This window comes from Dactylosporangium thailandense (genome assembly GCF_059739745.1).
In genome coordinates this window covers 4,031,696-4,054,959 of record NZ_AP029195.1, presented here as the reverse complement: position 1 = coordinate 4,054,959, position 23,264 = coordinate 4,031,696, and the positions used below count along the sequence as shown (strand labels likewise).

9 protein-coding genes are annotated in these 23,264 nt (G+C 74.1%); 5 read left to right on the top strand and 4 right to left on the bottom strand.

All coding sequences use genetic code 11. The features are described from left to right. The first annotated feature begins 6 nt into the window (after window positions 1–6). The 3 genes from AC6JBM_RS18105 (at window position 7) to AC6JBM_RS18095 (ending at window position 11,882) form a co-directional block, all read left to right on the top strand. The gene (locus AC6JBM_RS18105; protein ID WP_497984755.1) at window positions 7–915 is read left to right on the top strand and encodes an ABC transporter ATP-binding protein; all 909 of its coding nucleotides are present in this window, start codon (window positions 7–9) and stop codon (window positions 913–915) included. Window positions 916–960: 45 nt separating this feature from the next. Continuing rightward, window positions 961–1,677, top strand: coding sequence for an ABC transporter permease (locus AC6JBM_RS18100; RefSeq protein ID WP_350626155.1), 717 nt, complete (start codon window positions 961–963; stop codon window positions 1,675–1,677). Between the two features lie 98 nt (window positions 1,678–1,775). Next, entirely contained in the window at window positions 1,776–11,882 is a 10,107-nt protein-coding gene (locus tag AC6JBM_RS18095) for an SDR family NAD(P)-dependent oxidoreductase (RefSeq protein WP_497984754.1), read from the top strand. A gap of 131 nt (window positions 11,883–12,013) precedes the next feature. On the opposite strand, the gene AC6JBM_RS18090 is transcribed toward AC6JBM_RS18095, so the two are convergent. Both AC6JBM_RS18090 and AC6JBM_RS18085 read right to left on the bottom strand, forming a co-directional pair. Next, on the bottom strand, window positions 12,014–15,025 hold the full coding sequence (locus AC6JBM_RS18090) for a non-ribosomal peptide synthetase (protein ID WP_497984753.1): 3,012 nt from the start codon (window positions 15,023–15,025) through the stop codon (window positions 12,014–12,016). Window positions 15,026–15,061: 36 nt separating this feature from the next. After that, entirely contained in the window at window positions 15,062–16,060 is a 999-nt protein-coding gene (locus AC6JBM_RS18085; protein ID WP_350625945.1) for a TauD/TfdA family dioxygenase, read from the bottom strand. A gap of 305 nt (window positions 16,061–16,365) precedes the next feature. Here AC6JBM_RS18085 and AC6JBM_RS18080 point away from each other — a divergent pair, with 305 nt between their 5' ends. Beyond that, window positions 16,366–17,127, top strand: coding sequence for a thioesterase II family protein (locus AC6JBM_RS18080; RefSeq protein WP_497984752.1), 762 nt, complete (start codon window positions 16,366–16,368; stop codon window positions 17,125–17,127). Window positions 17,128–17,160: 33 nt separating this feature from the next. Here AC6JBM_RS18080 and AC6JBM_RS18075 read toward each other — a convergent pair whose 3' ends face one another. Together AC6JBM_RS18075 and AC6JBM_RS18070 are read right to left on the bottom strand one after the other, a co-directional pair. Next, window positions 17,161–20,052, bottom strand: coding sequence for a helix-turn-helix transcriptional regulator (locus AC6JBM_RS18075; RefSeq protein WP_497984751.1), 2,892 nt, complete (start codon window positions 20,050–20,052; stop codon window positions 17,161–17,163). Window positions 20,053–20,657: 605 nt separating this feature from the next. Continuing rightward, entirely contained in the window at window positions 20,658–21,839 is a 1,182-nt protein-coding gene (locus tag AC6JBM_RS18070) for a macrolide family glycosyltransferase (RefSeq protein WP_497984750.1), read from the bottom strand. A gap of 110 nt (window positions 21,840–21,949) precedes the next feature. Between AC6JBM_RS18070 and AC6JBM_RS18065 the strand changes: the two genes are divergently transcribed. Then, a complete protein-coding gene (locus AC6JBM_RS18065) occupies window positions 21,950–23,263 on the top strand; it encodes a glycosyltransferase family 2 protein (RefSeq protein ID WP_497984749.1) in 1,314 nt (437 codons plus the stop codon). The last annotated feature ends 1 nt before the right edge of the window (window position 23,264 follow it).

Genomic DNA, 23,264 nt, shown 5'->3' with positions numbered 1-23,264 from the left:
ACTGCCGTGCCCGTGATCGAGGTCGAGAACCTCATCAAGCGCTACGAGTCGAAGACCGCCGTCGACGGCGTCTCGTTCACCGTCGAGCCCGGCGAGATCTTCGGGATCCTCGGCCCCAACGGCGCCGGCAAGACCACCACCGTCGAGTGCATCGAGGGCCTGCGCCGCCCCGACGGCGGCTCGGTGAAGGTGTTCGGGCTCGACCCGCTGCGCGACGCCGAGGCCCTGCGCGAGCGGCTGGGCGTGCAGCTGCAGGAGAGCCAGCTGCCCGACAAGATGAAGGTGCGCGAGGCGCTGAAGCTCTACGCGTCGCTGTACCGCGACCCGGCCGACCCCCTCGAACTGCTGGAGCAGCTCGGGCTGACGGACAAGCTCGACTCGTACTACAGCAAGCTCTCCGGCGGCCAGAAGCAGCGGCTGTCCATCGCCCTCGCACTGATCGGCAACCCCGAGGTCGCCGTCCTCGACGAGCTCACCACGGGCCTGGACCCCAGCGCCCGCCGCGACACGTGGGAGCTCATCGAGAAGGTCCGCGACCGCGGCGTCACCATCCTGCTCGTCACCCACTTCATGGACGAGGCCGAGCGGCTCTGCGACCGGCTCGCCATCTTCAACAAGGGCAAGGTCGTCGCCGCCGACACTCCCAGCGCCCTCATCGAGCAGGTGCAGAGCGACGTCCGCGTGCACTTCCAGCCCTCGAAGCCGGTCGACAGCGCCGTCCTCGAGGCGCTGCCCGAGGTGACCGCCGTGCACACGACCGCGACCGAGACCGTCGTGACCGGCACCGGCAACGTGCTCTTCGCCATCACCTCGGCCCTGGCCGCCCAGCAGGTCATCGCGAACAACCTGCGGGTCGAACAGGCGAACCTCGAGAACGTCTTCCTGCAGCTCACCGGCCACTCGATCGAAGATTAGGGCAGAGGAGACAGTCCCTTGAAGGGCTTCGGCAATTTCACCGTCATGGAGATGAAGCTCCTGCTGCGCGAGCCGATCGTGCTGCTCTTCGGCGTGGCCCTGCCGGTCGTGCTGCTCGCCGTCTTCGGCAACCTCGCCATGATGAAGACGCCCGACCCCAACCTCGGCGGCCTGCGCGTCCTCGACGTCTACCTCCCGCCGCTCATCAGCGTCACGATCACGATGCTCGGCCTGTCCACGATCAGTGCCGTGCTGTCGAACTACCGCGAGCGCGGCATCCTCAAGCGGCTGGCCACCACCCCGGCCAAGCCCCTCACCCTGCTGCTGGCCGAGATGGTCGTGCACCTCGTCGTCATGGCGGTGACGGTGGCGCTGCTGCTGGTCGTCGGCATCGGCCTGATGGACATCCCGGCGCCGAAGGACTTCGCCGGCTTCGTCGTCGCGTTCGTGCTCGCCGCCGCGTCCGTCTTCGCCATCGGCCTGCTGGTGGCGGCCATGGCCCCGAACGCCCGCGCCGGCAGCGGCCTGGGCAGCATCCTGTTCTTCCCCGTGGTGTTCTTCGCCGGGCTGTGGACGCCCGGGCCGGCCATGCCCGAGATCCTGCGCCAGATCGCGGTGTTCACGCCGCTCGGCGCCGGCTCCCAGGCCATGCAGGCGGCGTGGGACGGCGACTGGTGGCAGCCGCTGCGCCTGGGCGTCATGGTCGTCTACGCGGTCGGCGGCTGCCTCGCCGCCTCGAAGCTCTTCCGCTGGACCAGCTGAGTCCCCTCCTAGGGGATCGTCGCGCCGGTTAGGGGTTCTCCACTGTGGAGCGTCATCGCTAGCTTCAGGTGACGGAACCGGCGCGACGGGCTGGTGTGATGGACAACGAAGAGAAGCTGCGCGAATACCTCAAGCGAGTCACCGGCGATCTGCGCCGGACCCGGCAGCGGCTCCGGGAGGTCGAGGACGGCCGCGCGCAGCCGATCGCGATCGTCGGCATGGCCTGCCGCCTGCCCGGCGGCATCGCCGATCCCGAGCAGTTCTGGCAGGTCGTCGCCGATGGTCACGACGTCGTCGGCGACTTCCCGGCCGACCGCGGCTGGGACCTGGAGGAGCTGTACGACCCCGACGGCGCCCGCGCGGGCAGCGCAAGCACGCGCCAGGGCGGCTTCCTCGCCGGGGCCGGTGACTTCGACGCCGCCTTCTTCGGCATCAGCCCCCGCGAGGCCCTCGCGATGGACCCGCAGCAGCGGCTCCTGCTCGAGGTCTCCTGGGAGGCCCTGGAGGACGCGGGCATCGACCCGCTGGGCCTGCGCGGCGCCCGCGCCGGCGTCTACACCGGCCTGATCCACGGTGGGTACGCCACCGCCGCCGACCTCCCCGAGGGCGTGGACGGCCACGTGGGCCTGGGCAACTCCAGCAGCGTCGCCTCCGGCCGCGTCGCGTACGCCCTGGGCCTCGAGGGCCCCGCCGTCACCATCGACACCGCCTGCTCCTCGTCGCTCGTCGCCCTGCACCTGGCCGCCCAGGCGCTGCGCGGCGGCGAGTGCGACGTGGCCCTCGCCGGCGGCGTCACCGTGATGCCCGGCCCGGCCACCTTCGTGGACTTCTCCCGCCAGCAGGGCCTGGCCCCGGACGGCCGCTGCAAGGCGTACTCCGCCGCCGCGGACGGCACCGGCATGGCCGAGGGTATCGGCATCCTCGTCGTCGAGCGCCTGGCGGACGCCCAGCGCCTCGGCCACCGGATTCTGGCCGTGCTCGCCGGCTCCGCCGTGAACCAGGACGGCGCCAGCAACGGCCTGACGGCCCCGAACGGCCCGTCGCAGCAGCGCGTGATCCGCGCCGCCCTGGCCGCCGCCGGCCTCGGACCGTCCGATGTGGACGTGGTCGAGGGTCACGGCACCGGCACGCGGCTCGGCGACCCGATCGAGGCCCAGGCCCTCCTGGCGACCTACGGCCAGCGCGAGCCGGACCGCCCGCCGCTCCTGCTCGGCTCGGTGAAGTCGAACATCGGCCACACCCAGGCCGCGGCCGGCGTGGCCGGGGTCATCAAGATGATCCTCGCCATGCGCCACGGCCTGGTGCCGAAGTCGCTGCACCTGGCCGAGGCGTCCCCGCGGGTCGACTGGACCGCCGGCGCGATCGAGCTGCTCACCGAGGCGCGCCCATGGCCGCCGTCCGACCGTCCCCGCCGGGCCGGCGTGTCGTCGTTCGGCATCAGCGGCACCAACGCGCACGTGATCCTGGAGTCGGTCGCCGAGGAGCCCGCTCCGCCGACGGCCGATGCCGGTGGGCCGGTGGCGTGGACGGTGTCGGCCCGGTCCGAGGCGGCGCTGGCCGAGCAGGTGGCCCGGCTGGACGGCTGGCCGGGATCGCCGGTCGACATCGGCTACTCGCTGGCCGCGACGCGGGCGGGCCTCGAGCACCGGGCCGTGATCGTCGGCGACGAGACCGTCCGGGGCTCGGTGACACCGGGCGGCCTGGCGGTCCTGTTCTCGGGCCAGGGCTCCCAGCGCGCCGGGATGGGCGCCGGACTGGGCTTCCCGGTGTTCCGGCGGGTCCACGACGAGGTGCGCGCGCTCTTCGGCGAGCTCCCGGACGAGCGGATCGACGCGACGGAGATCACGCAGCCGGCGCTGTTCGCGTTCGAGGTCGCGCTCTTCGAGCAGCTGCGGGACTGGGGCCTGCGGCCGGACTTCCTGGCCGGCCACTCCGTCGGTGAGCTGTCGGCGGCCTACTGCGCCGGGGTGATGAGCCTGCCCGACGCGGTCAGGGTCGTCGCCGCGCGCGGCCGCCTGATGGCGCAGCTGCCGCCCGGCGGCGTGATGGTCGCCGCGGCGTGCCCGGCGGCCCGGGCCGAGGCGGTGCTGTCCGGTTCGGTGGCGATCGCCGCCGTGAACGGGCCGTCCTCGGTGGTGCTCTCCGGCCCCGCCGACGAGGTGGCGGCCGTGGTCGCGCGGCTCGGCGATGTGCGGACGAAGGCGCTGCGGGTCTCGCACGCGTTCCACTCGCCGCTCATGGAGCCGATGACCGCCGCGTTCGCCGAGGTGCTGCGGTCGGTGCGGTGGCGGCCGGCGCAGATCCCGATCGTGTCGAACGTGACCGGCCAGCTGATGACCGAGTTCGACGCGGACTACTGGGTGCAGCACGTGCTCGCGCCCGTACAGCTGGATCCGACGCTGCGGTTCCTGCACGGCCACGGGGTGCGGACCTTCCTCGAGGCCGGCCCCGGGGCCGCGCTGAGCGCCCTCGGGCCGGACTGCGTCGAGGACGCCGCGTTCATCCCGCTGCTGCGCTCGGGCCGGCCGGAACCGCAGGCGCTCCTGCACGGCCTGGCCCAGGCCCACGTGCGCGGCACCGGCATCGACTTCGCGGCCTACCACGCCGGCAACGCCGTACCGCTGCCGAAGTACCCGTTCCAGCACCAGCGCTACTGGCTCACCCCCGCGGCCCACTCCGGCGACGCCACCGGCCTGGGGCTGGAGACGGCCGGACACCCGCTGCTCGGCGCCCTGGTCCGCATCGCCGGCGGCGACGAGCTCATGTGCACGGGCCGCCTCTCGGTCGCCGCGTACCCGTGGCTGGCCGACCACCGCGTGCACGGCGCGATCCTCCTGCCCGGCACCGCCCTGGTCGACCTCGCCGCCGGCGTCGGTCGCGAGGCCGGCTGCCCGGCCGTCGACGAGCTGGTCCTGGACACGCCGCTGAGGCTGCCGCCGGGCTCCGCCGTCGCCGTCCAGGTGCGGGTCGCGGCCGCCGACGGCGACGGCCGCCGCGCGGTCACCATCCACTCGGCCCCCGCCGCCGGCGGCGACGAGCCGTGGACCCGGCACGCGACCGGCGTGCTGGCACCCGCGGCGACCCCGCCGGCCGCGAGCCTGCCGCTGCCGGAGGAGGCGGACCTGGTCGAGGCCGACGAGGTCTACCAGCGCCTGGCCGACCTCGGGCTCGGCTACGGCCCGGCCTTCCGCGGCCTGCGATCCCTGCGGCGCCACGGCGACGACGTCTACGTCGAGGCCGAGCTGCCCACCGCCCTGCCGACCGCCGGCTTCGCCATCCACCCGGCCCTCTTCGACGCCGTTCTGCACGCGGCCGGCTGGGTCGACGGCCACACCGCGGGCCTCCCGTTCGCCTGGTCCGGCGTCACGCTGCCCGCCCCCGGCACCGGCTTCTCGGCCGTCCGCGCCCGGTTGAGCCCCGTCCCGTCCGGGGTCGAGATCACGCTGGCCGACCCGACCGGCGCCGTCATCGGCACCGTGACGTCGCTGGCGGCCCGCCCCCTCACGGTCCCGGCCGACCCCCTCTACCGCACCGAGTGGATTCCGGTGCCGGCGGCGGCCGGCACGAGCACGGAGACGCTGACGGTCGCGCCGTCGGGCCCGGACGTCCTCGCCGACCTCCACCGGACCGTGCCCGCCGTCCTCGCCCGGATCCAGCAGTGGCTGGCCCAGCCCGAACCGCTCACCATCGTCACCCGCGGCGGCGTCGCCACCGGCCCGGATGACCCGGTCGACCCGGTCGCCGCGGCCGTCTGGGGCCTGGTCCGCGCCGCCCAGGCCGAGCACCCCGACCGCATCCGGATCGTCGACACCGACACCGACGACGTGCCCGCCCTCCCGGACGGCGAGCCCCAGCTGGCCGTGCGCGCCGGCCGGCTCCTCGCCCCCCGGCTGACCCGGCACGAGACCGAACCGCCGCCGCCCCCGCGGCTCGACGGCACCGTCCTGGTGACCGGCAACCCGGCCGGCCTCGCCGGACTCGTCGCCCGCCACCTGCACGAACACCACGGCGCCCGGATCGTCCTGGCCAGCCGCCGGGGTCCCGCCGCGGACGGGGCCGCCGAGCTGGTCCGCGACGGCGTCGTGGAGCGGATCGTCGCCTGCGACCTGGCCGACCCCGCGCGGCTCGCGGAGTTGCTGCACTCCGTGCCCGGCCGCCTGGCCGGCGTGGTCCACACCGCCGGCCTCACCGACGACGGCACCGTGGCCTCCCTCTCCGGCGATCAGGTGGCGACGGTACTGCGCGCCAAGGCCGACACCGCCTGGCACCTGCACACCCTGACGGCGGACCGCGACCTGGACCTGTTCGTCTCCTTCTCGTCCGTGGCGGGCGTGCTCGGCGCCGCCGGCCAGGCCAACTACGCCGCCGCGAACGCGTTCCTCGACGCCCTCGCCCGGCACCGGCGGGCCCAGGGCCTCCCGGGCGTCTCGATCGCCTGGGGCCTGTGGGAGCACGCCACCGCGATGACCGCCGGTCTCGGCGAGGCCGACCGCCGCCGCATGGCCCGCGACGGCCTGCAACCCCTGCCGACCCCGGCCGCGCTCCGGCTGTTCGACGCGGCCGCCACCGGCACCGAGCCGAACGTGGTCGCGGCCCGGCTCGACCCGCGCGCCCTGCGCCGCCGGACCCGCCCGCGCCCCGCCGAGGCCCGCGTCCCGGTCAGCGAGGGCCTGGCCGGGCACCCCGACCACGTCCTGCAGCTGGTCCGCACGCACGTCGCCGCCGTGCTCGGCCACGCCGGCCCCACCGCCATCGGCGCCGAGCAGGCGTTCTCGGAGCTCGGCTTCGACTCGCTCACCGCGATCGAGCTGCGCAACCGCCTGGCCGCCGCCACTGGGCTGCGCCTGCCCGCGACCCTCGTCTTCGACTACCCGCGCCCGGCCGTTCTGGCCGAGCACATCCTGAGCCACCTCGCGCCGCAGGCCGCCCCGGCCGCGTCCGCCCCCGCCACCGTCCGGCCCGTCGGTGGCGACCGGATCGCGATCGTCGGCATGGCCTGCCGCTACCCCGGCGGCGTGGCCGGACCCGAGGACCTCTGGCGGCTGCTGGCCGGCGGCGAGGACGCGATCGGCGACTTCCCGGCCGACCGTGGCTGGGACATCGAGGGCCTCTACGACCACGATCCCGACCCGGAGGGCAAGTCCACCACCCGGCAGGGCGGGTTCCTCTACGACGCCGGCGGGTTCGACGCCGCCTTCTTCGGCATCAGCCCCCGCGAGGCGCTCGCCATGGACCCGCAGCAGCGGCTGCTGGTCGAGGTCTCCTGGGAGGCGATCGAGTCGGCGGGCACCGACCCCGCGACCCTGCGCGGCAGCCGGACCGGGGTGTTCGCCGGCCTGATGTACCACGACTACGCCCGCTCGGCCGGCGCCGTCCCGACCGGCGTCGAGGACTTCCTCGGCGTCGGCACCTCCGGCAGCGTCCTGTCGGGCCGGATCTCGTACGCGCTGGGCCTGGAGGGCCCCGCCGTGACCGTCGACACCGCGTGCTCGTCGTCGCTGGTGGCCCTGCACCTGGCCGCGCAGGCGCTGCGGGCCGGCGAGTGCGACGCGGCCCTGGCCGGCGGCGTGACGGTGATGGCGCAGCCCACCACGTTCGCCGACTTCTCCCGCCAGCGGGGGCTGGCCGGGGACGGGCGCTGCAAGTCGTACGCCGACGCCGCCGACGGCACCGGCTGGTCCGAGGGCGTCGGCGTCCTCGTGCTGGAGCGCCTCACCGACGCCGAGCGCCTCGGCCACCGGGTGCTGGCGGTGGTCGCGGGTTCGGCGGTGAATCAGGATGGTGCGTCGAATGGTCTGACGGCCCCGAACGGTCCGTCGCAGCAGCGGGTGATTCGTGCGGCCTTGGCGAGTGCCGGGCTGGGTCCGTCCGATGTGGACGTTGTGGAGGGTCACGGGACGGGGACGCGGCTCGGGGATCCGATCGAGGTGCAGGCGTTGCTGGCGACCTATGGTCAGGATCGCCCGGCCCCGGTGCTTTTGGGTTCGGTCAAGTCGAATCTCGGGCACACGCAGGCGGCCGCGGGTGTCGCGGGTGTGATCAAGATGGTGCTGGCGATGCGGCACGGTCTGGTTCCGCGCACTTTGCATGTGGATGAGCCGTCGTCGCAGGTGGACTGGTCGGCGGGTGCGGTGGCGCTGGTCTCCGAGTCCCGGCCGTGGCCTGCCGCCGGCCGTCCGCGCCGGGCGGGTGTGTCGTCGTTCGGGATCAGTGGCACGAATGCGCACGTGATTTTGGAAGGTGTCGAGGCCGCGGAGGTCTCGACTGAGTCCGACCTGCCGGCGGCGTGGGTGGTGTCGAGCCGGTCGGAGGCCGGGGTGGAGGCGCAGGCGGCCCGACTGGCTGGTTGGCCGGGTTCGCCGGTGGATATCGGGTTTTCGCTGGCGTCGACGCGGACGGGTTTCGAGCATCGTGGTGTGCTGCTGGATGGCGAGCTTGCCGTCCGCGGGTCAGTGGTCCAAGGCGGGACGGCGGTGCTGTTCCCGGGCCAGGGTTCCCAGCGCCCGGGGATGGGTGAGGAGCTGTCCGCGGTCTATCCACGGTTCCGTGAGGTCTTCGAGGAGGTCCGCTCGCTGCTGCCGGATCCGTCCGGGTCAGTGGACGAGACCCGGAATGCGCAGGCGGGTCTCTTCGCGATCGAGGTGGCGCTGTTCGAGCAGCTCCGGGATTGGGGTTTGCAGCCGGACTTCCTCGCAGGTCATTCGGTCGGTGAACTCTCGGCCGCGTATTGCGCCGGGGTGCTGAGCCTCGCGGACGCGGTCAAGGTTGTCGAGGCTCGGGGCCGGTTGATGGGTGAGCTGCCCGCGGGTGGCGGGATGCTTGCGGTCGGGGCTGCGGTCGACGATGTGCCCGAGGGTGTGTCGGTGGCGGCGGTGAATGGGCCGTCGTCGGTGGTGTTGTCCGGGCCGGTTGAGGTGTTGGACGGGCTGGTGTTCCCCGGAGTGCGCACGACGCGGTTGCGGGTGTCGCATGCGTTCCATTCGCCGTTGATGGAGCCGATGACGGCCGCGTTCGCTGAGGTGTTGCGGTCGGTGGAGTGGCGGCCGGCGCGGATTCCGATTGTGTCGAACGTGACCGGTGAACTCATGACTGAGTTCGACGCCGACTACTGGGTCCGGCATGTGCTGGCTACGGTGCAGTTCTATCCGACGTTGCAGTTCCTGCACGGCGCTGGGGTGCGGACGTTCCTCGAAGTCGGGCCCGGTGGTGCGCTCAGTGCGCTCGGGCCGGACTGTGTCGCGGACTCGGCGTTCATTCCGTTGCTGCGGTCTGGTCAGGCGGAGCCTCGGGCGTTGCTGAACGGGCTTGCGCAGGCCCATGTTCGGGGGAGCGGGATCGACTTCGCGGCCTACCATCGTGGGGCTGTCGTGCCGGTGCCGACCTACGCGTTCCAGCACCAGCACTACTGGCTCAGCAGCGCGCCCGGCGCCGACGCCGGTGGGCTCGGGCAGGAGGCCGGCGGGCACCCGCTGCTCGGGGCGATGGTCCGGCTCGCGGGCGGCGACCAGTACGTCTTCACCGGCCGGCTCTCCCTCGCCGCGCTGCCGTGGCTCGCCGACCACCGGGTGCTGGGCACCGCGGTCGTGCCGGGGACGGCGCTGCTCGACATGGTCCTCGCGGCCGGCGCCAAGGCCGGCTGCCCCGGGGTCGAGGAGCTCGTCCTCGACACCCCCCTCGCGCTGCCGGCCACGGGCGCGGTGACGCTGCAGCTGACCGTCGCCGCCGAGGACGAGCACGGTCGCCGCGCCATCGAGGTGTACTCGCACCCCGCCGACGACCCCGAAGCCCCCTGGACCCGGCACGCCACCGGCTCCCTCGGCGCCGCCCGGCCGTCCGCCTCCGGCGCCGAGCTGGCCGTCTGGCCGCCCACCGGCGCCGAACCCGTCGACCGCGACGCCCTCTACGACGGCCTCGCCGACGCCGGCCTCGACTACGGGCCGGTCTTCCGCGGCGTGCGCGAGCTGTGGTGCCGCGGCGACGACGTGTACGTCGAGGCCGTCCTCCCCGACGGCGTGCCGACCGGCGGCTTCGGCCTGCACCCGGCCCTGCTCGACGCGACCCTCCACGGCCTCGGCCGGGTCGGCGGCGAGAGCGACCCCGCGGGCCTCCACGGCCTCGGCCGGGTCGGCGGCGCGAACGACCCCGCGGGCCTGCCCTTCGTGTGGTCCGGCGCGGCGCTGCCGACCGGCGAGTCCGGGCTGTCGGTCCTGCGCGCCCGCCTGAGCCCCGCCGAGCACGGCGTCACCATCGTCGTCGCCGACACCACCGGCGCCACGATCGGCACGGTCGAGTCGCTGGTGACCCGCCCGATCGCGACCGACCAGCTCCCGGCCGCCGCGGCCGGTAACGCCCTGCTGCGCGTGGCCTGGCTCCCCGCCGCCCCTTCCTCGGGCTCCGCGCCTCTTGGTTCCGCGTCCTCCGGCTCCGCGTCCTCCGGCTCCGCGTCCTCCGGCTCTGCGTCGTCCGGCTCCGCACCGTGGCCGGTCCCCGCCGTCGCGTCCTCCGGTTCCGCGCCGGGGGCGGTCCCCGCCGACGTCGCCGTTCTGCGGATCGACTCGGACGACGCCCGATCCGCCGTCGCGGAGGCGTTGAGCGCGATCCAGGAACTCGTTCGCCGCCCGGACGCGACCGGCGCCGGCCTCGCCGTGGTCACCCGCGGCACCGGCCCGGCCGCCGCCGCGGTGTGGGGGCTGGTCCGCTCCGCGCAGTCCGAGCACCCCGGCCGCATCCGCCTGATCGCGCTCGAGGACGCCGCTGACCCCGAGGACCCCGAGGACACGGCCCGTCTGTCCGAGGCCCTCACGCTCGACGAACCCCAGCTGGCCCTGCGCGGCGGGGAGTTCCTGGTGCCGCGGCTCCAGCCCGCCGACGCGGAGCCGGCCGAGCCGCCGTCGCTCGGGGACGGGACCGTGCTCGTGACCGGCAACCCGGCCGGGCTGGCGGGGCACGTCGCGCGGCACCTGGCGGCCCGGTACGGGGTGCGCAGCCTCGTGCTGGCCAGCCGCCGCGGGCCCGCCGCCACCGGGGCCGGTGACCTCGCCGCCGAACTGGCCCGCGACGGCGTCGTGCTGCGGCCCGTCGCCTGCGACCTCACCGACCGTGCCCAGGTCGCCGCGCTCCTCGACGTCATCGCCGCCGACGGCCGCCTCGCCGGCGTCGTGCACACCGCCGCGGTCGTGGACGACGCCACCATCACCGCGCTGACGCCGGAGCGCGTCGACGCCGTGTTCGGCCCGAAGGCGGACGCGGCCCGGCACCTGCACGAGCTGACCATCGACGCGCGGCCCGAGCTGTTCGTCCTGTTCTCGTCGATCTCGGGCGTCCTGGGCGGCGCCGGGCAGGGCAACTACGCGGCGGCGAACGCCTGCCTGGATGCCCTCGCCCATGAGCGTCGCCGCGCCGGGCTTCCCGCGCACTCGATCGCCTGGGGCCTGTGGGCGGACGCCACCGGGATCACCGGCGGGCTGGGCGAGGCCGATCGGCGCCGCCTGGCCCGGCACGGCCTGCTGCCCATGGCGGCGGGCGAGGCCCTGGAGCTGTTCGACCGGGCCGTGCGCGGCACCGAACCCGCCCCGGTCGCGGCCCGCCTCGATCTCGCCGCACTGCGCCGCGCCGCCCGCACGGAGCTGCCGCCGCCGCTGCTGCGGGCGCTGATCCGCACCCGGCCGCGGCCGCAGACGGAGGGCGAGTCCAAGACCGCCGAGACGCTCACCCAGCGGCTCGCGCTGCTGCCCGACACCGAGCGCCCGCGGCACGTGCTGCACCTGGTGCGTACGCACGTCGCGGCGGTGCTCGGGCACGCCCGGCCGGACGCGATCGGCGCCGACCAGGCCTTCTCCGAGCTCGGGTTCGACTCGCTCACCGCGGTCGAGCTGCGCAACCGGCTCAACGCGGCGACCGGGCTGCGGCTGGCGGCCACGCTCGTCTTCGACTACCCGAAGCCGGCGCTGCTGGCCGAGCACCTGCTGGACCTGGCCGCCCCGGCGCCGGCGGCCGGTGGCGGGCTGCTCGACGACCTCGCGCGGCTCGAGGGAGCCGTGGCGGGGCACGACGAGGAGACCCGCGGCGTCGTCGTGGCGCGGCTGCGGCGGCTGCTCGACACGCTCACGGCGTCCGAGGCCGGGCCGGCGGCGGCCGGAGAGATCGACGAGGCCACCGACGACGAGCTGTTCGCGCTGCTGGACCGGCGCATGGGCGCGGCCTGAGCGCTCGGGAACGGCCGGACCGCCCCAGCGGCCAAAGCGTTCGGGAACGGCCGGACCGCCCCAGCGGCCAAAGCGTTCGGGAACGGCCGGACCGCCCCAGGGAAGTACACCTGGGGCGGTTCGAAGGTATTTCAGACGGCGGCGGAGCGCGCCTGGCGGGCCAGGTCCGAGATGCGGGTGATCGTCGGCTCCCGAATGATCTTGCTCAGGTCGGACATGAAGGCCGTCTCCCGGCCGCGGCCGACGATGTCGTTGCACACGGCCGCCAGCATGGCCAGGAGCTTCGCCGAGTCGCCGCCGAGGCGGTGGAAGTCGGCGTCGCCGCTGAGCCGCTGCACGTCCACGGCGAGGGTGCGGGCCCAGATCCCGGCGACCGCGGTCTCGACCTCGCCGCTCAGCGCGGTCACCGAGGCCGCGGAGGTGCCCTGGTCGGCGAACGGGTCCGGCAGGGCGGTCACGTCGACCTTGCCGTTCGCGGTGCGCGGCAGCTCCGCGACGAGCACGGTCGCGCTCGGCACCATGTACGGTGGCAGGAGCTTCCCGACGTGCTCGTCGAGCGCCTCCACGGAGACCTCGGCGGCCGGCACGACGTACGCGCACAGGATCTTGTCCGGGCTGCCGTCCCGCGTGCGGCCGACGGCGAACGCGCGGGCCACGGCCGGGTGCTCCTCCAGCGCACGGGCGACCTCGGCGGGCTCGATGCGGTAGCCGCGGACCTTGATCTGCTCGTCGTTGCGCCCCACCGACTCGAGCTCGCCGCTGGGCAGCTGCCGGGCCAGGTCCCCACTGCGGTACACCCGCTCGCCGCCGGCCATCACCGTGAAGCGCTCGCGGTTGAGGTCGGGGCGGCCGCGGTACCCCCGGCACAGCTGCGCGCCGCCCAGCAGCATCTCGCCGACCTCGCCCGGCTCCACGAGCCGGCCCTCGGTGTCGACGAGGTAGATGGTGCTGTTGTCGGTCGGCACCCCGATCGGCACCGAGGCGAGACCGGCGTCGGCCTGCGCGTCGAACGTGCGGGTCATGTTGCCGATGGTCGTCTCGGTCGGCCCGTACTCGTTGAAGATGCGGCACTGCGGCCCGAACGCCTCCTGGGCGCGCGCCGTCACCGACGTGCGCAGCAGCTCCCCGCCGGCGATGACGGCCGTGAACCCCTCCGGGCGCAGGCCGAGCCGGCCGATGAGGTCGAGGTGGGTCGGGGTCAGCTTCAGCTTGTTCGCCCCGCGGTTGAACAGCATGTCCTGCAGCACCATGTGGTTCAGCTCGTCCGGCACCAGCGCGATCGAGCCGCCGGCCAGCACCGGCAGGAAGATGGCGGTGTTGGACAGGTCGAAGGCGAGCGAGCTGAACAGCGGGAACCGGGTGTGCTCGTCGACGCCGTAGACGCGGGTCGACCAGCTGACGAACGTGGCCAGGTTGCGGTGCTCGATCTCCACGCCCTTGGGCCGGCCCGTCGAGCCCGAGGTGTAGATGACGTAGGCGAGGTCCTCGGGGCGGATCTCCACCGGCTCGAGCGTGCCGTCGCCGGTTGCGAGCTCCTCGATGACGGCGAGCGTGCAGGCGGGCGGGGCGAACCCGCGGTGGCGGTGGCGCGCCTCGGTCAGGCAGACGGTGACCCCGGCGTCGGCGAGCAGGCCGGCGAGGCGGTGGTCGGGGTGCTGGGGGTCCAGCGGCAGGTACGCGGCGCCGGCCTTGAGGATGCCCCAGATGGCGGCCATCGCGGCCACGGTGCGCCCGGCGAACAGGCCGACCACGTCGTCGCGGCCCAGGCCGCGGCGCTGCAGGTCGGCGGCGACGGCGCTGGAGTAGCGGTCCAGCTCGGCGTAGGTGGTGTTGCCCTCGGGGCTGGTGAGGGCGATCGCGTCCGGGGTCCGGGCCACCTGCGCGGCGAACTGCTCGACCACGGTGCCGGGCCGGGCGAGCGGCCGGGCGTTGTCGTTGCCGGCCCAGATCCGGCGGTGCCGCGGCGACAGCGCCTCCTCGATCGCGTCGAGCAGCGCGACGGCCCGCTCGACCAGCTCCGGGCGGTCGTACCAGCCGAGGGTGATCTCCGTGCGCCCGCCGCACTCGACGGCGTTGATCTCCGGCGGCCCGACGGGCCCGGAGTTGGGCAGCGAGTAGATGGTCGTGGCGTGGAACTCCCGCCCGCGCAGGGTGTCCAGGTCGATGCGCCCGACGTGGGAGATGGTGGCCACGCTGCCGTAGCGGCCGCGGCTCGCGGAGATGTCGTCCAGCGCCATCAGCTGCCGGCGGAGGTGGTCGCGGGGGATGTTCGCCAGCGCCGGATCGGTCCCGGCCGCGAGGTCCTGGCCCGAGCTGAGGATGGTCAGCAGCCGCTCGTGCGCGTCCTCCCACGCCGAGCCCGCGGTGACGTCCAGCAGCGGGTTGTGCGTGAGGTTGCCGGTCGAGCGGATCGCGGGGTCGTAGCGGCGCAGGTCGACCGGGATCCGGAAGCGTCCCGTCGGCAGGTCGCAGGCGGCGGTGACGGCCAGCGCGATCTTGGCCACGAGGGCCGGGTGGACGCCGTCGACGGTCTTGCGGCGCCAGAAGAAGCCCTGCGGCCCGGCCGGGCGGGAGCCCAGCGCGGACGGCCACTCGAGGTCGGCCTCGATCGCCGGGGTCCGCGGGGCGGTGATCCGCTCGAGCAGCTCGTGCTCGGTGATGCGCGACGGGGCGCCGATCGGCTCGTCGCCGCGCAGCGCCCGGAAGATCTCGTCGATCCAGATCAGCACGCCCTTGCCGTCCATGACCGCGTGGTTGGCGCGGAACACGATGCTGGTCGGGCGGGCGGCGGTGCCGGGCAGCAGCAGTACCTCGCAGGTGGGGGCGCCGGCCTCGCCGGTCAGCGGCTGGTGCAGCTCGGGCAGGCCGGTGAACGCGTCCGGGTCGAAGGCGTCCGCGTCGAGCACCCGGACCGCGGGGGCCACGGTGCTGTCGACCCAGCGGCGGCCCATGCGGGTCAGCCGGGCGCCGGGGCACGCCTGCGACGCGGCCGCGACGGCCGCCGTGAGCTCGTCGGCCCCGAGCGGGCCGGTGCCCTCGACGACGACCTGGATCACGCCCGGCAGCCACTCCGGATAGACCAGGAACCAGGCCTCGGTCGCCGAGATCGGCCGGCTGTAGTTTCCGTCTCTTCCGACTGGCATTCCGACTGGCATGGTGCCCTCTCAGGTGCGCTCGGGTCAGGCCGGCGTGCTGCTGAGGACCTGCCCGTTGGCGCCGCGCAGCGCGCGGGACCGGCGCAGGTCCAGGTGGACGAAGACCCGCTGCAGCCAGCGGTCCGCGCCGTCGTAGCGGGGCTGGAAGGAGTTGCGGCCGTGCAGCGTCACGCGGTTGTCCACGAACGCGAGGTCGCCGGGGCTCAGGATCAGCGTGTACGCCGCCTCGTCGATGGCGTCGCGCAGCCGCGCCAGGGCGCCGGCGGCCTCGTCGTCGATGGGCGTGGTACTGCTGAAGTCCACCTTCAGGTCGGGGTCCTCGACGGCGCCGCTGAGCACCCCGTGCGGCTCCTCGAGCCGGTCGCCGAGGTCGAACGAGGCCGGCGCGGTCGTGACGAACCGCGGCTCGTGCAGGATCGCCCGGATCGGCTCGGACAGCAGCGGCAGCGCGTTGCGGATCGACGACGTGCGCAGCCCGGCGACGTTGTCGTGGTCGTTGCGCAGGCACATCAGCCCGACGAAGTCCGGCCGGAAGTCGTGGAACGCGTTCTCGGTGTGCATGTTCAGCCGCGTCGAGCCGGCGTTGCCCTGGTACTCCTCCATGCCCGGCACGGGCACGACGTTCTGCACCAGCGCGCCGTGCTTCTCCTTGTCGTAGGCGATCACCTCGCCCATGGCCATGGCGACGAGCATGAGGGCCGAGGCCGGCACGGTGCTCGCGCGCTGGACCGAGCCGAACACGATCGGGGTCGGCGGCGGGCCGTCCGGGTCCACCGGGAGGTTGCGCAGCAACAGCATCCCGTCGGGGCCGGAGTCGTGGGTGAACTCGCGCAGCGTGCGGCTCAGCCGCGGGGGAAGCGCGCACGACAGCCGCCGCGCCGCCGCCACCCATTCGGCGGCATCGATCAGATGGGGAGCGGTGCCGCACAACTCGGCGGCCAGCGCGGCGAGCGCCGCGTTCTCCTCGTCGTCGAGCCGCAGCAGCGACCGGTCGCTCAGCGTACCTTGGGCGTCGACCGACATGGGAAACCATCCATGGTCGAAGGTGGGCGGCGCATGGCCGCGAGAAGTCCGTGCGGCGCCGACGCTAACGGCCGCGCGAAACGGGCGACAACCCCTATGAACCGGGACCCCAGCGGGGTTCGCGGCCGCGCCCGGCGCCGGCTCGCGCACCGCTCACGGCCGGGGAGGTCGCGAGCTGGAACCGTTCAAGATCTGGGGCCGCTAGGGGTGTGATCAAGTTCGGCGCGTTCCTACGCTCACGCATAGTTCGATTTCTCTCTTTCGTCCGTTCTCCGGTCCAGCCGTGTGGCCAGGGAGGACTGCCTGTGCAGGAACACGATGGCGACGCCACCGGCTCCAGCTGGATCCGGCGCTTCCACCCCCGCCCGCAATGCCTGGCCCGGCTCGTCTGCCTGCCGCCCGCCGGACAGTCGGCCAGCTTCTACTTCTCCCTGTCCGACGAGATGACCGTCTCCATCGAGGTGCTCGCGGTGCAGTACCCGGGGCGGCAGGACCGCTGGAGTGAGCCGCACGTGCTCACGATCCAGGAGCTGGCCCGCGAGATCCACGCGGCCCTGGGCACGTGGATGGACCGGCCGCTGCTCCTCTTCGGCCACGGGATGGGCGCCCTGGTCGCCTTCGAGCTCGCTCGCCGCCTCGAGCGCGAGGGCACCGTGCCGATGGTGCTGTTCCCGTCCGGCCGGGCCGCGCCCTCGTGCGCCGCCGGCAGGTTCGTGCACCTGCGCAACGACGAGGGGATCGTCGCGCATCTGCAGGCGGTCAGCGGCACGCGGTCGCCGCTGCCCGACGACGCGCAGCTGCTGCAGCTCATGTTGCCGGCGATCCGCGACGACTACCGCGCCGACGAGACGTACGTCTACGAGCCCGGCAGTGCCCTGCGGTGCCCGATCATCGCGTTCGTGGGCGAGGACGACCCGACCGTGGTCGCCGAGGACGTCGTGGCGTGGTGGGAGCACACGGAGGGCCCGTTCGAGCTGCTGGTCGTCCCCGGTGGGCACTTCTTCGTGCTCACCAACCAGTCCGAGGTCGTCAACACCATCTCCGACTTCTTCCTCGCCCCCCGCTGAGGGCCGGCTCGCGCCGGCCCTCAGGGTGGTGGCTCAGCAGGCCCGCATGCCGGGATCGGACTGCACCGTGGCCGGTGGGGCGAGCCCGACGGGCAGGTCGGCCCGGCGCTTGACGTTGACTTTGCGGTACACCCGCGTCAAATGCTGCTCGACGGTGCTCACGGTGACGTAGAGCTTGCTCGCGATCTCGCGGTTGGTGTACCCCTGCACCGCCAGCGCCGCCACCCTCCGCTCGGCATCGCTGAGCAGCTCGAGCGTCACCTCGCCCGCGCCCGGCTTCGGCGCCTCGACGACCAGGCCGGCCTCGGGGTCGTCGTGGGAGAGGCTGTGGCTGAGCGGCTCGGCGCCGCACTCGACGCTGATGTGGTGCGCCCGCCGGATCAGCAGCCGCGCCCGGCCCGACTGGCCCAGCGCCTGCCACGTGCGGCCCAGGTCGGCCAGCGCGTGCGCGAGCTCGAGGCGGTCGCCGGTGCCGTGCAACAGGTCCACGGCCTCGTCCAGGGCGGTCGTGCGCTGCTCGGGCGCGTAGGTGGCCGCGATCGTGCGCAGGGTCGCGCCGCGGGTCCGCCCGTCCAGCGGGCCCAGCTGCCGCAGCTGCTCACGGGCCAGCTCGACGGCGTGGTCGGCCCGGCCCAGCGCCAGGTACGTGCGGGCCGACTCGAGCCGCCACGCCACCACCGTCGGCAGGTCCAGCTGCCACGAGCTCATCAGCTCGCCGCAGGAGCGGAAGTCGGTCAGCGCGGCCTGCAGCCGGCCGGTGGCCCGGTAGTAGCGGCCCCGCGCCTGCAGGTAGTGCAGGCCCAGTGGCGTGCCGAACAGCGACTGGGGTACGGGCGTGGCCAGGTGCTCGCGGGCCCGGTCGAGGGCGCCCATCTCGGTGGTGGCGCTGATGAGCGTCGCCAGTACCCCGCCGATGATGAAGCCCCAGGCCGCGGGCGGCATGATGGCGAGGGCCTCGGTGGCCGCCCGCTCGGCCAGCGTCAGGTTGCCCAGGCGCAGCGCGCCCTCGGCCTGAATCGCCTTGAGCACGCCCTGCCAGGCCGGGGGCAGGCTCGGCGCGGGCCGGGCCAAGGCCAGCGATTCGCACCACGCCAGACATCGGTCGGGGCGGTCGGCGTAGATCAGGGCCAGCAGCGCCGCGGCCACCGGCTCGGGGGCCGTCTTCTGCGAGCTGCACCGCTGCAGCACGTGGTCGGCGGCCCCGATGGCGTCGGCGCGGGATCCGTTGCCCAGCACCGCGGTCAGCAGCGTCGTGGGCTGCAGGTGGGCGCTGATCGCCGTCTCCTCGGCGCAGGTGCTGCCCTCGGAGACGCCGCGGATCGGCGAGCGCCGCCGCGGTGCCGCACTCACGGCGGCGGCGTCGGGGTTCTGGCACACCACCGAGGCGGCCCGGGCCGGGAACGCGGAGGCGAGCAGCTGCCGTGCCCCGCGCAGCTCCGAGGCCAGCTCGACGTGGGCCGGGCCGGAGGCGTCGGCGGCCGCGGTGAGCAGCTCGACCGACTCGTCGACGCGGCCGTGCCACAGCAGGTAGGGCAGCGCGGCGAGCGCGTCGCCGGCGTGGGCCGGGTCGGCCCGCACCCCGCTGAGCAGATCGCCGAGGTGGCGCGTCACCATGAGCGGGTTGGTCTGCCACTCCGCGCCGATCAGCGCCGTGCGGGCCGCGACCCGCTGCCGGTCGTCGCGGGCGGCCCGCAGCGCCAGCCGCAACGGCGCGGAGGCGTGCTCGGGCCGGCTGTCGGCCAGGGCGTGACGGGCCGCGTCGCGCAGCACGGGCACCACCCAGGCGGCGTCGTCGTATGCGGCCTCCACCAGGTGGTCGGCCACGCTGCCCGGCGCCGCCCCGTTCTCCTGCAACAGCTCGGCCGCCTTGCGGTGCAGGGCCCGCCGCTCGGCCGCCGGGAGGTGGTTGAGCAGCGCGCGGCGGGCCCGCGGATGGCGGAATCGGCCCGCGCTCAGCAGGCCCGAGCCCTCCAGGACCCGCAGGATCTGGGCCGCGTTCTCCGGCACGACGTCGACCATGCGGGCCAGCACCTGCGGCGAGCCGGGCTCGCCCAGCACCGCGACCGCCTGGGCCACGGCCAGCACCGACGGGTCGTGCCGGTAGAGGAAGCTCAGGACCGCCTGCTCGAAGGCGTCGTCGATGCGCAGCTCGGCCGTGGTCTGGCCGTCCGGCTCGCGAGCGGCCCGCATCTGGTCGTCGATGAGCGCGCGGGTCAGCATCGGGTTGCCGGCGCTCACGTCGAAGCAGGCCGTTGCCAGCTCGGGCGCCGTCGGCTGCTCCAGGCTGGCCTCGATGAGCTGGTTGACCCCGCGACGCGACAGCGGCGCCAGCGACACCCGGGAAAAGTGTGGCTGGCTCAGGATGTCGGTGCGGAACAGCACGTGGGTCGGTTGCGCCCGGTTGGATTCGCTCAGCACGACCATGATGCGGGTCGAGCGCAGGCGCCGGATCAAGTACAGTAGGCAATGCAGCGAGGGAAGGTCCGCATAGTGCAGGTCGTCGACCGCAATCACCAGCGGTTGCTCGGCCGCCATGGCCGCGAATGCGCCGCTGATTGTCTGTAAGTACGGCAGATGGACCTGATCGTCGACGGAGCCGTCGGATCCCGGGTCGCCTAATGAGCCGGCGAGCGCGCACCGCGCCTTGAGCACCGCCGCGTAGGCGTCGCTGTTCGGCGCCAATCCGGCGTCGTGCAGCAGTTGGCCGATGATGCCGAACGGGAACTTGTGCTCGGCCCGGGATCCCCCGGCGCCGATGACTCTTGCCCCGTCATTCACGGCCTGCCGCGCGAAGGCCAGCAGAAGTGCCGTCTTGCCGCTGCCCACCGGGCCGCTGACGAGAGTCACCTGGCCTCGCCCGTCGGTGCAGGCGCGGAACGCCTCTCCTAAGCGTGTTAACTGTTCGTCCCGTTCGACCAGCAGCATTGACGCGTCGCCCTCCCTTTGCCACGCACCGATCGCGTGTGCGTCAGCGCGGCTGCGGTCAGACTCGCCTGTGATGCCAGGCCGGCCCGCCGTTCGACCGCCGGAAGGGGTGCCAATCCGGGGTCGAGAATCGCTGCGCGTCCGGACCCACGCGTGCTGGCGCCCACTGTTGACTGTTCCCCTCAGCGTGACGGCCGTTTGCCCGGAACGGACCGCCTCGCATGTAACCAAGTTGCTCGAACTGGCATCAGCCCGAACGATCTTCACCTTCGAAAGGGAAGTCTGCCATCGGGGTTCAATCCGGGGCAACGGATCGACGCCCCTAGTTGAGATGTCACCGCGCCGTAACGTCGGTTAGGGGTTGACACTCGACGATGGTTTGGTCTTGACCCCCGGCCCTCGAGTGCCTAAGTTAAGCAGGTCGAAAGGGGCGGTGAAGTCTGTCCGCATCGGCGTGGCGTCGCATGTCACGACCGGTGCGGTGGTTATCATCGTTCGGATCCGAAAGGCGATTCTTCCCGGCGTCACGGATCGTTTTCCTTGCGGCAACCGTGTGGCCTCGGCCGGTGCGCGAAGCGGCCTATCCGGTGCGTTCGCCGTGTCCGTCAGCCGGCAATCTTCTCGATGGCGTCGGCGGCGGCCGGAGCACCGCCCCCGGCCTGCACCTCGGCCCGCATCCGGCCGACCGCGGCCCGGACCTCGGCGCCGTCGGCCCGGCGCACGGCGTCGCGCAGGCCCTCGGCCGTGATCGCGTCGCGCCGCAGCGACACGCCCAGCCCGAGCCCGGTGAGTCGTTCGGCGTTCACCTCCTGCTCGAACACCTGCGGGATCGCGATCAGCGGCACGCCGTGGGCGAGACCCTCCATGATGGAGCCCATGCCGGCGTGGGTGATGAAGGCGCCGGCCCGGGCCAGCACCGCCAGCTGCGGGACGCGCGCGTGCACCTCGATGTTGTCCGGCACCGGCGGCAGCTGCTCCCGGCGGATGCGGTCGCCGACGGCCATCACCACGTGCCAGGGCTCGCCGGCGAACGCCTCCAGGCACATGGCGTAGAACTCCGGCCGGTCGTTGAAGGACGTGCCCAGCGAGATGAGCAGCGTCGGCCGGTCCGCCGCAGCCGGCGCGGCCTCGCCCTGGAAGCCGCGGGAGCCCAGGCACGGGCCGACGAAGGAGAACTCCGGGCCGAACGTCTCGCCCCGGAACTGGAAGGCGCGCGGCAGCAGCACCACGCCGCCGGTCGGGCGGCTCGCGAAGTACTGGGGCACCGGCATCCGCAGGCCCGCCGAGCGCAGCAGCGCCGTCAGGTCGGTGCCGTAGCGGAACATCGCCGCCGGCTTCGGCCGCTGGGCCGCCGGGGCGTGCTGGGGCAGCGACCAGTGCGCGTTGGCCGCGAAGAACGGCCAGATCTGCACCACGGGGATGCCCCACGCCGCGGCCAGGACCGCGCCGGCCCCGGCCAGGTCGTCGACCGCGACGACGTCGGGCCGGTCCGCGGCGAACGCCTCGCGCAGCGCGGGCAGCGTCGCCGCGGCCTCGCTGAGGAACAGGGTCATCGACTCGGTGATGGTCTCGGGCCATCGGCGGCTCCGGTCACCGGGGGAGGGCATCGTCGAGGCGTAGAGGACCGGGTGCGCGCCCGCGGCACCGACCGCACCGGCGAAGTCGGTCGTGGTGGCGTAGCTGACCCGGTGGCCGCGACCGGCCAGCTCCTCGACGATGCCGAGCATCGGATAGACGTGCCCGTGTGAGGGAGCGGTGAAGAAGGCGATGTGCTTGCCGCTGGTCACGACTCACGCTAGGACGCGGGTGACAAAGCGGACAACCCCTGCCGCCCGGACCCGATATTAGGGGATGCGCCGCACCCGTCCGTGTCGTCGCGCGACCGATAATCATGCACGTGTCAGTCAGCGTGGTGATCCCGAGTACGTTGCAGCGCAACACGGTCGCGGCGTGCGTCGACGCGGCACTCACCGCCGCGCGCGGCCTGGGCCCCGACGCCGAGGTCCTGCTCGTCGCCAACGGGCCCGGCGCCACCACGGGCTTCGACGGCCCGGCCGACCCGATGCTGCGTGTGCTCACCTCCGAGCCGGCCGGCGTCTCGGCGGCCCGCAACACCGGCGTCGCCGCGGCGCGCCACGACACCGTGCTCTTCGCCGACGACGACGTGCTGGTGCCGCCCGACTGGTGCGCCCGGATGGCCGCGGCCCTCGGCTCGGGGGCGGCCGCGGTCGGTGGCCCGATCCGCGTCGCGGTCGGCGGCCCGGTCACCGCGTTCATGGACCACCTGCGGATGTTCGACGCCACCCCGCTGGACGGGTCGCCGGGCGGGCTGCTCATCACCGCCAACGCGGGCCTGCGCCGGGACCTGGCCCCGGACGGGCCGCCGTTCGACCCGAGCCGGCACGCGGGCGAGGACTCCGATCTCGCCCTGCGCCTGCGGGCGGCCGGGCGGTCGATCGGCTGGCTCAGCGGCGGTACCCCGGCCGTGCACCACGTCGACGAGGACGTCCGCTCGCTCGTCGGCCGCTCGCTGCGTGACGCGCGCACGGCCGCCGGTCTCGTGCAGCAGTACGGGCATCGCGCGCTGAGCCAGTACCTGCCCTCGCCCTGGGCCACCTATCAGGCCGTCCGCGACGGCCGGCCGCAGTGGTTCCGGCGCTTCGGCGAGATCGGCGCGCCCGAGGTGCGCGCGGTCTTCACCACGCTGTCGCTGATCTGGGTCACCTGCGTGGCGACCGGCTACCTCGAGCAGACCGGCCGGCTGGTCGGCTGCCCGCTGCTCGACGTCGACGAGGAGCGCCTCGTCGACGAGCTCGCCGAGGTGGTCGCCGGGCTCGCCGCCGCCGCGGGCACGGTGGACTGGGCCGCCTCGCCGGTGACGTTCGCCGCCGGGCCGCGGGCCGATGTGGACGAGCGGGTGCCGGTCGAGGCCGTCTGCGACGCGTTCCGGCGGCACACCGTGCCGCAGCAGGCCGTACCGTCGACGCTCCTGCGGGCCCTCGGGCGCCACGATCGCAGCTGGCACAGCGGCCGGGCCGACGAGGACGAGCGCGTGCGGCGGCTGTGGTCCGACCTGGCGCCGCGCCGCGCCGAGCTGACCCTCGCCGAGGTCGACGCCGCCGCCCGGGCTCTCGGGCTGCCCCTCAGCGCGGCCTGCTCCCACCTCGACGACGACTCGCTGCCCCTACCGGGTCCCCAGTTCTCGGGGTGAC

What these genes read in the sequence shown, in the direction of transcription:
- AC6JBM_RS18085 (WP_350625945.1), bottom strand. Translation starts at nt 16,060, where the DNA reads ATGTCGGTCGACGCCCAAGGTACGCTGAGCGACCGGTCGCTGCTGCGG.
- AC6JBM_RS18090 (WP_497984753.1), bottom strand. Translation starts at nt 15,025, where the DNA reads ATGCCAGTCGGAAGAGACGGAAACTACAGCCGGCCGATCTCGGCGACC.
- AC6JBM_RS18100 (WP_350626155.1), top strand. Translation starts at nt 961, where the DNA reads ATGGAGATGAAGCTCCTGCTGCGCGAGCCGATCGTGCTGCTCTTCGGC.
- AC6JBM_RS18095 (WP_497984754.1), top strand. Translation starts at nt 1,776, where the DNA reads ATGGACAACGAAGAGAAGCTGCGCGAATACCTCAAGCGAGTCACCGGC.
- AC6JBM_RS18075 (WP_497984751.1), bottom strand. Translation starts at nt 20,052, where the DNA reads ATGCTGCTGGTCGAACGGGACGAACAGTTAACACGCTTAGGAGAGGCG.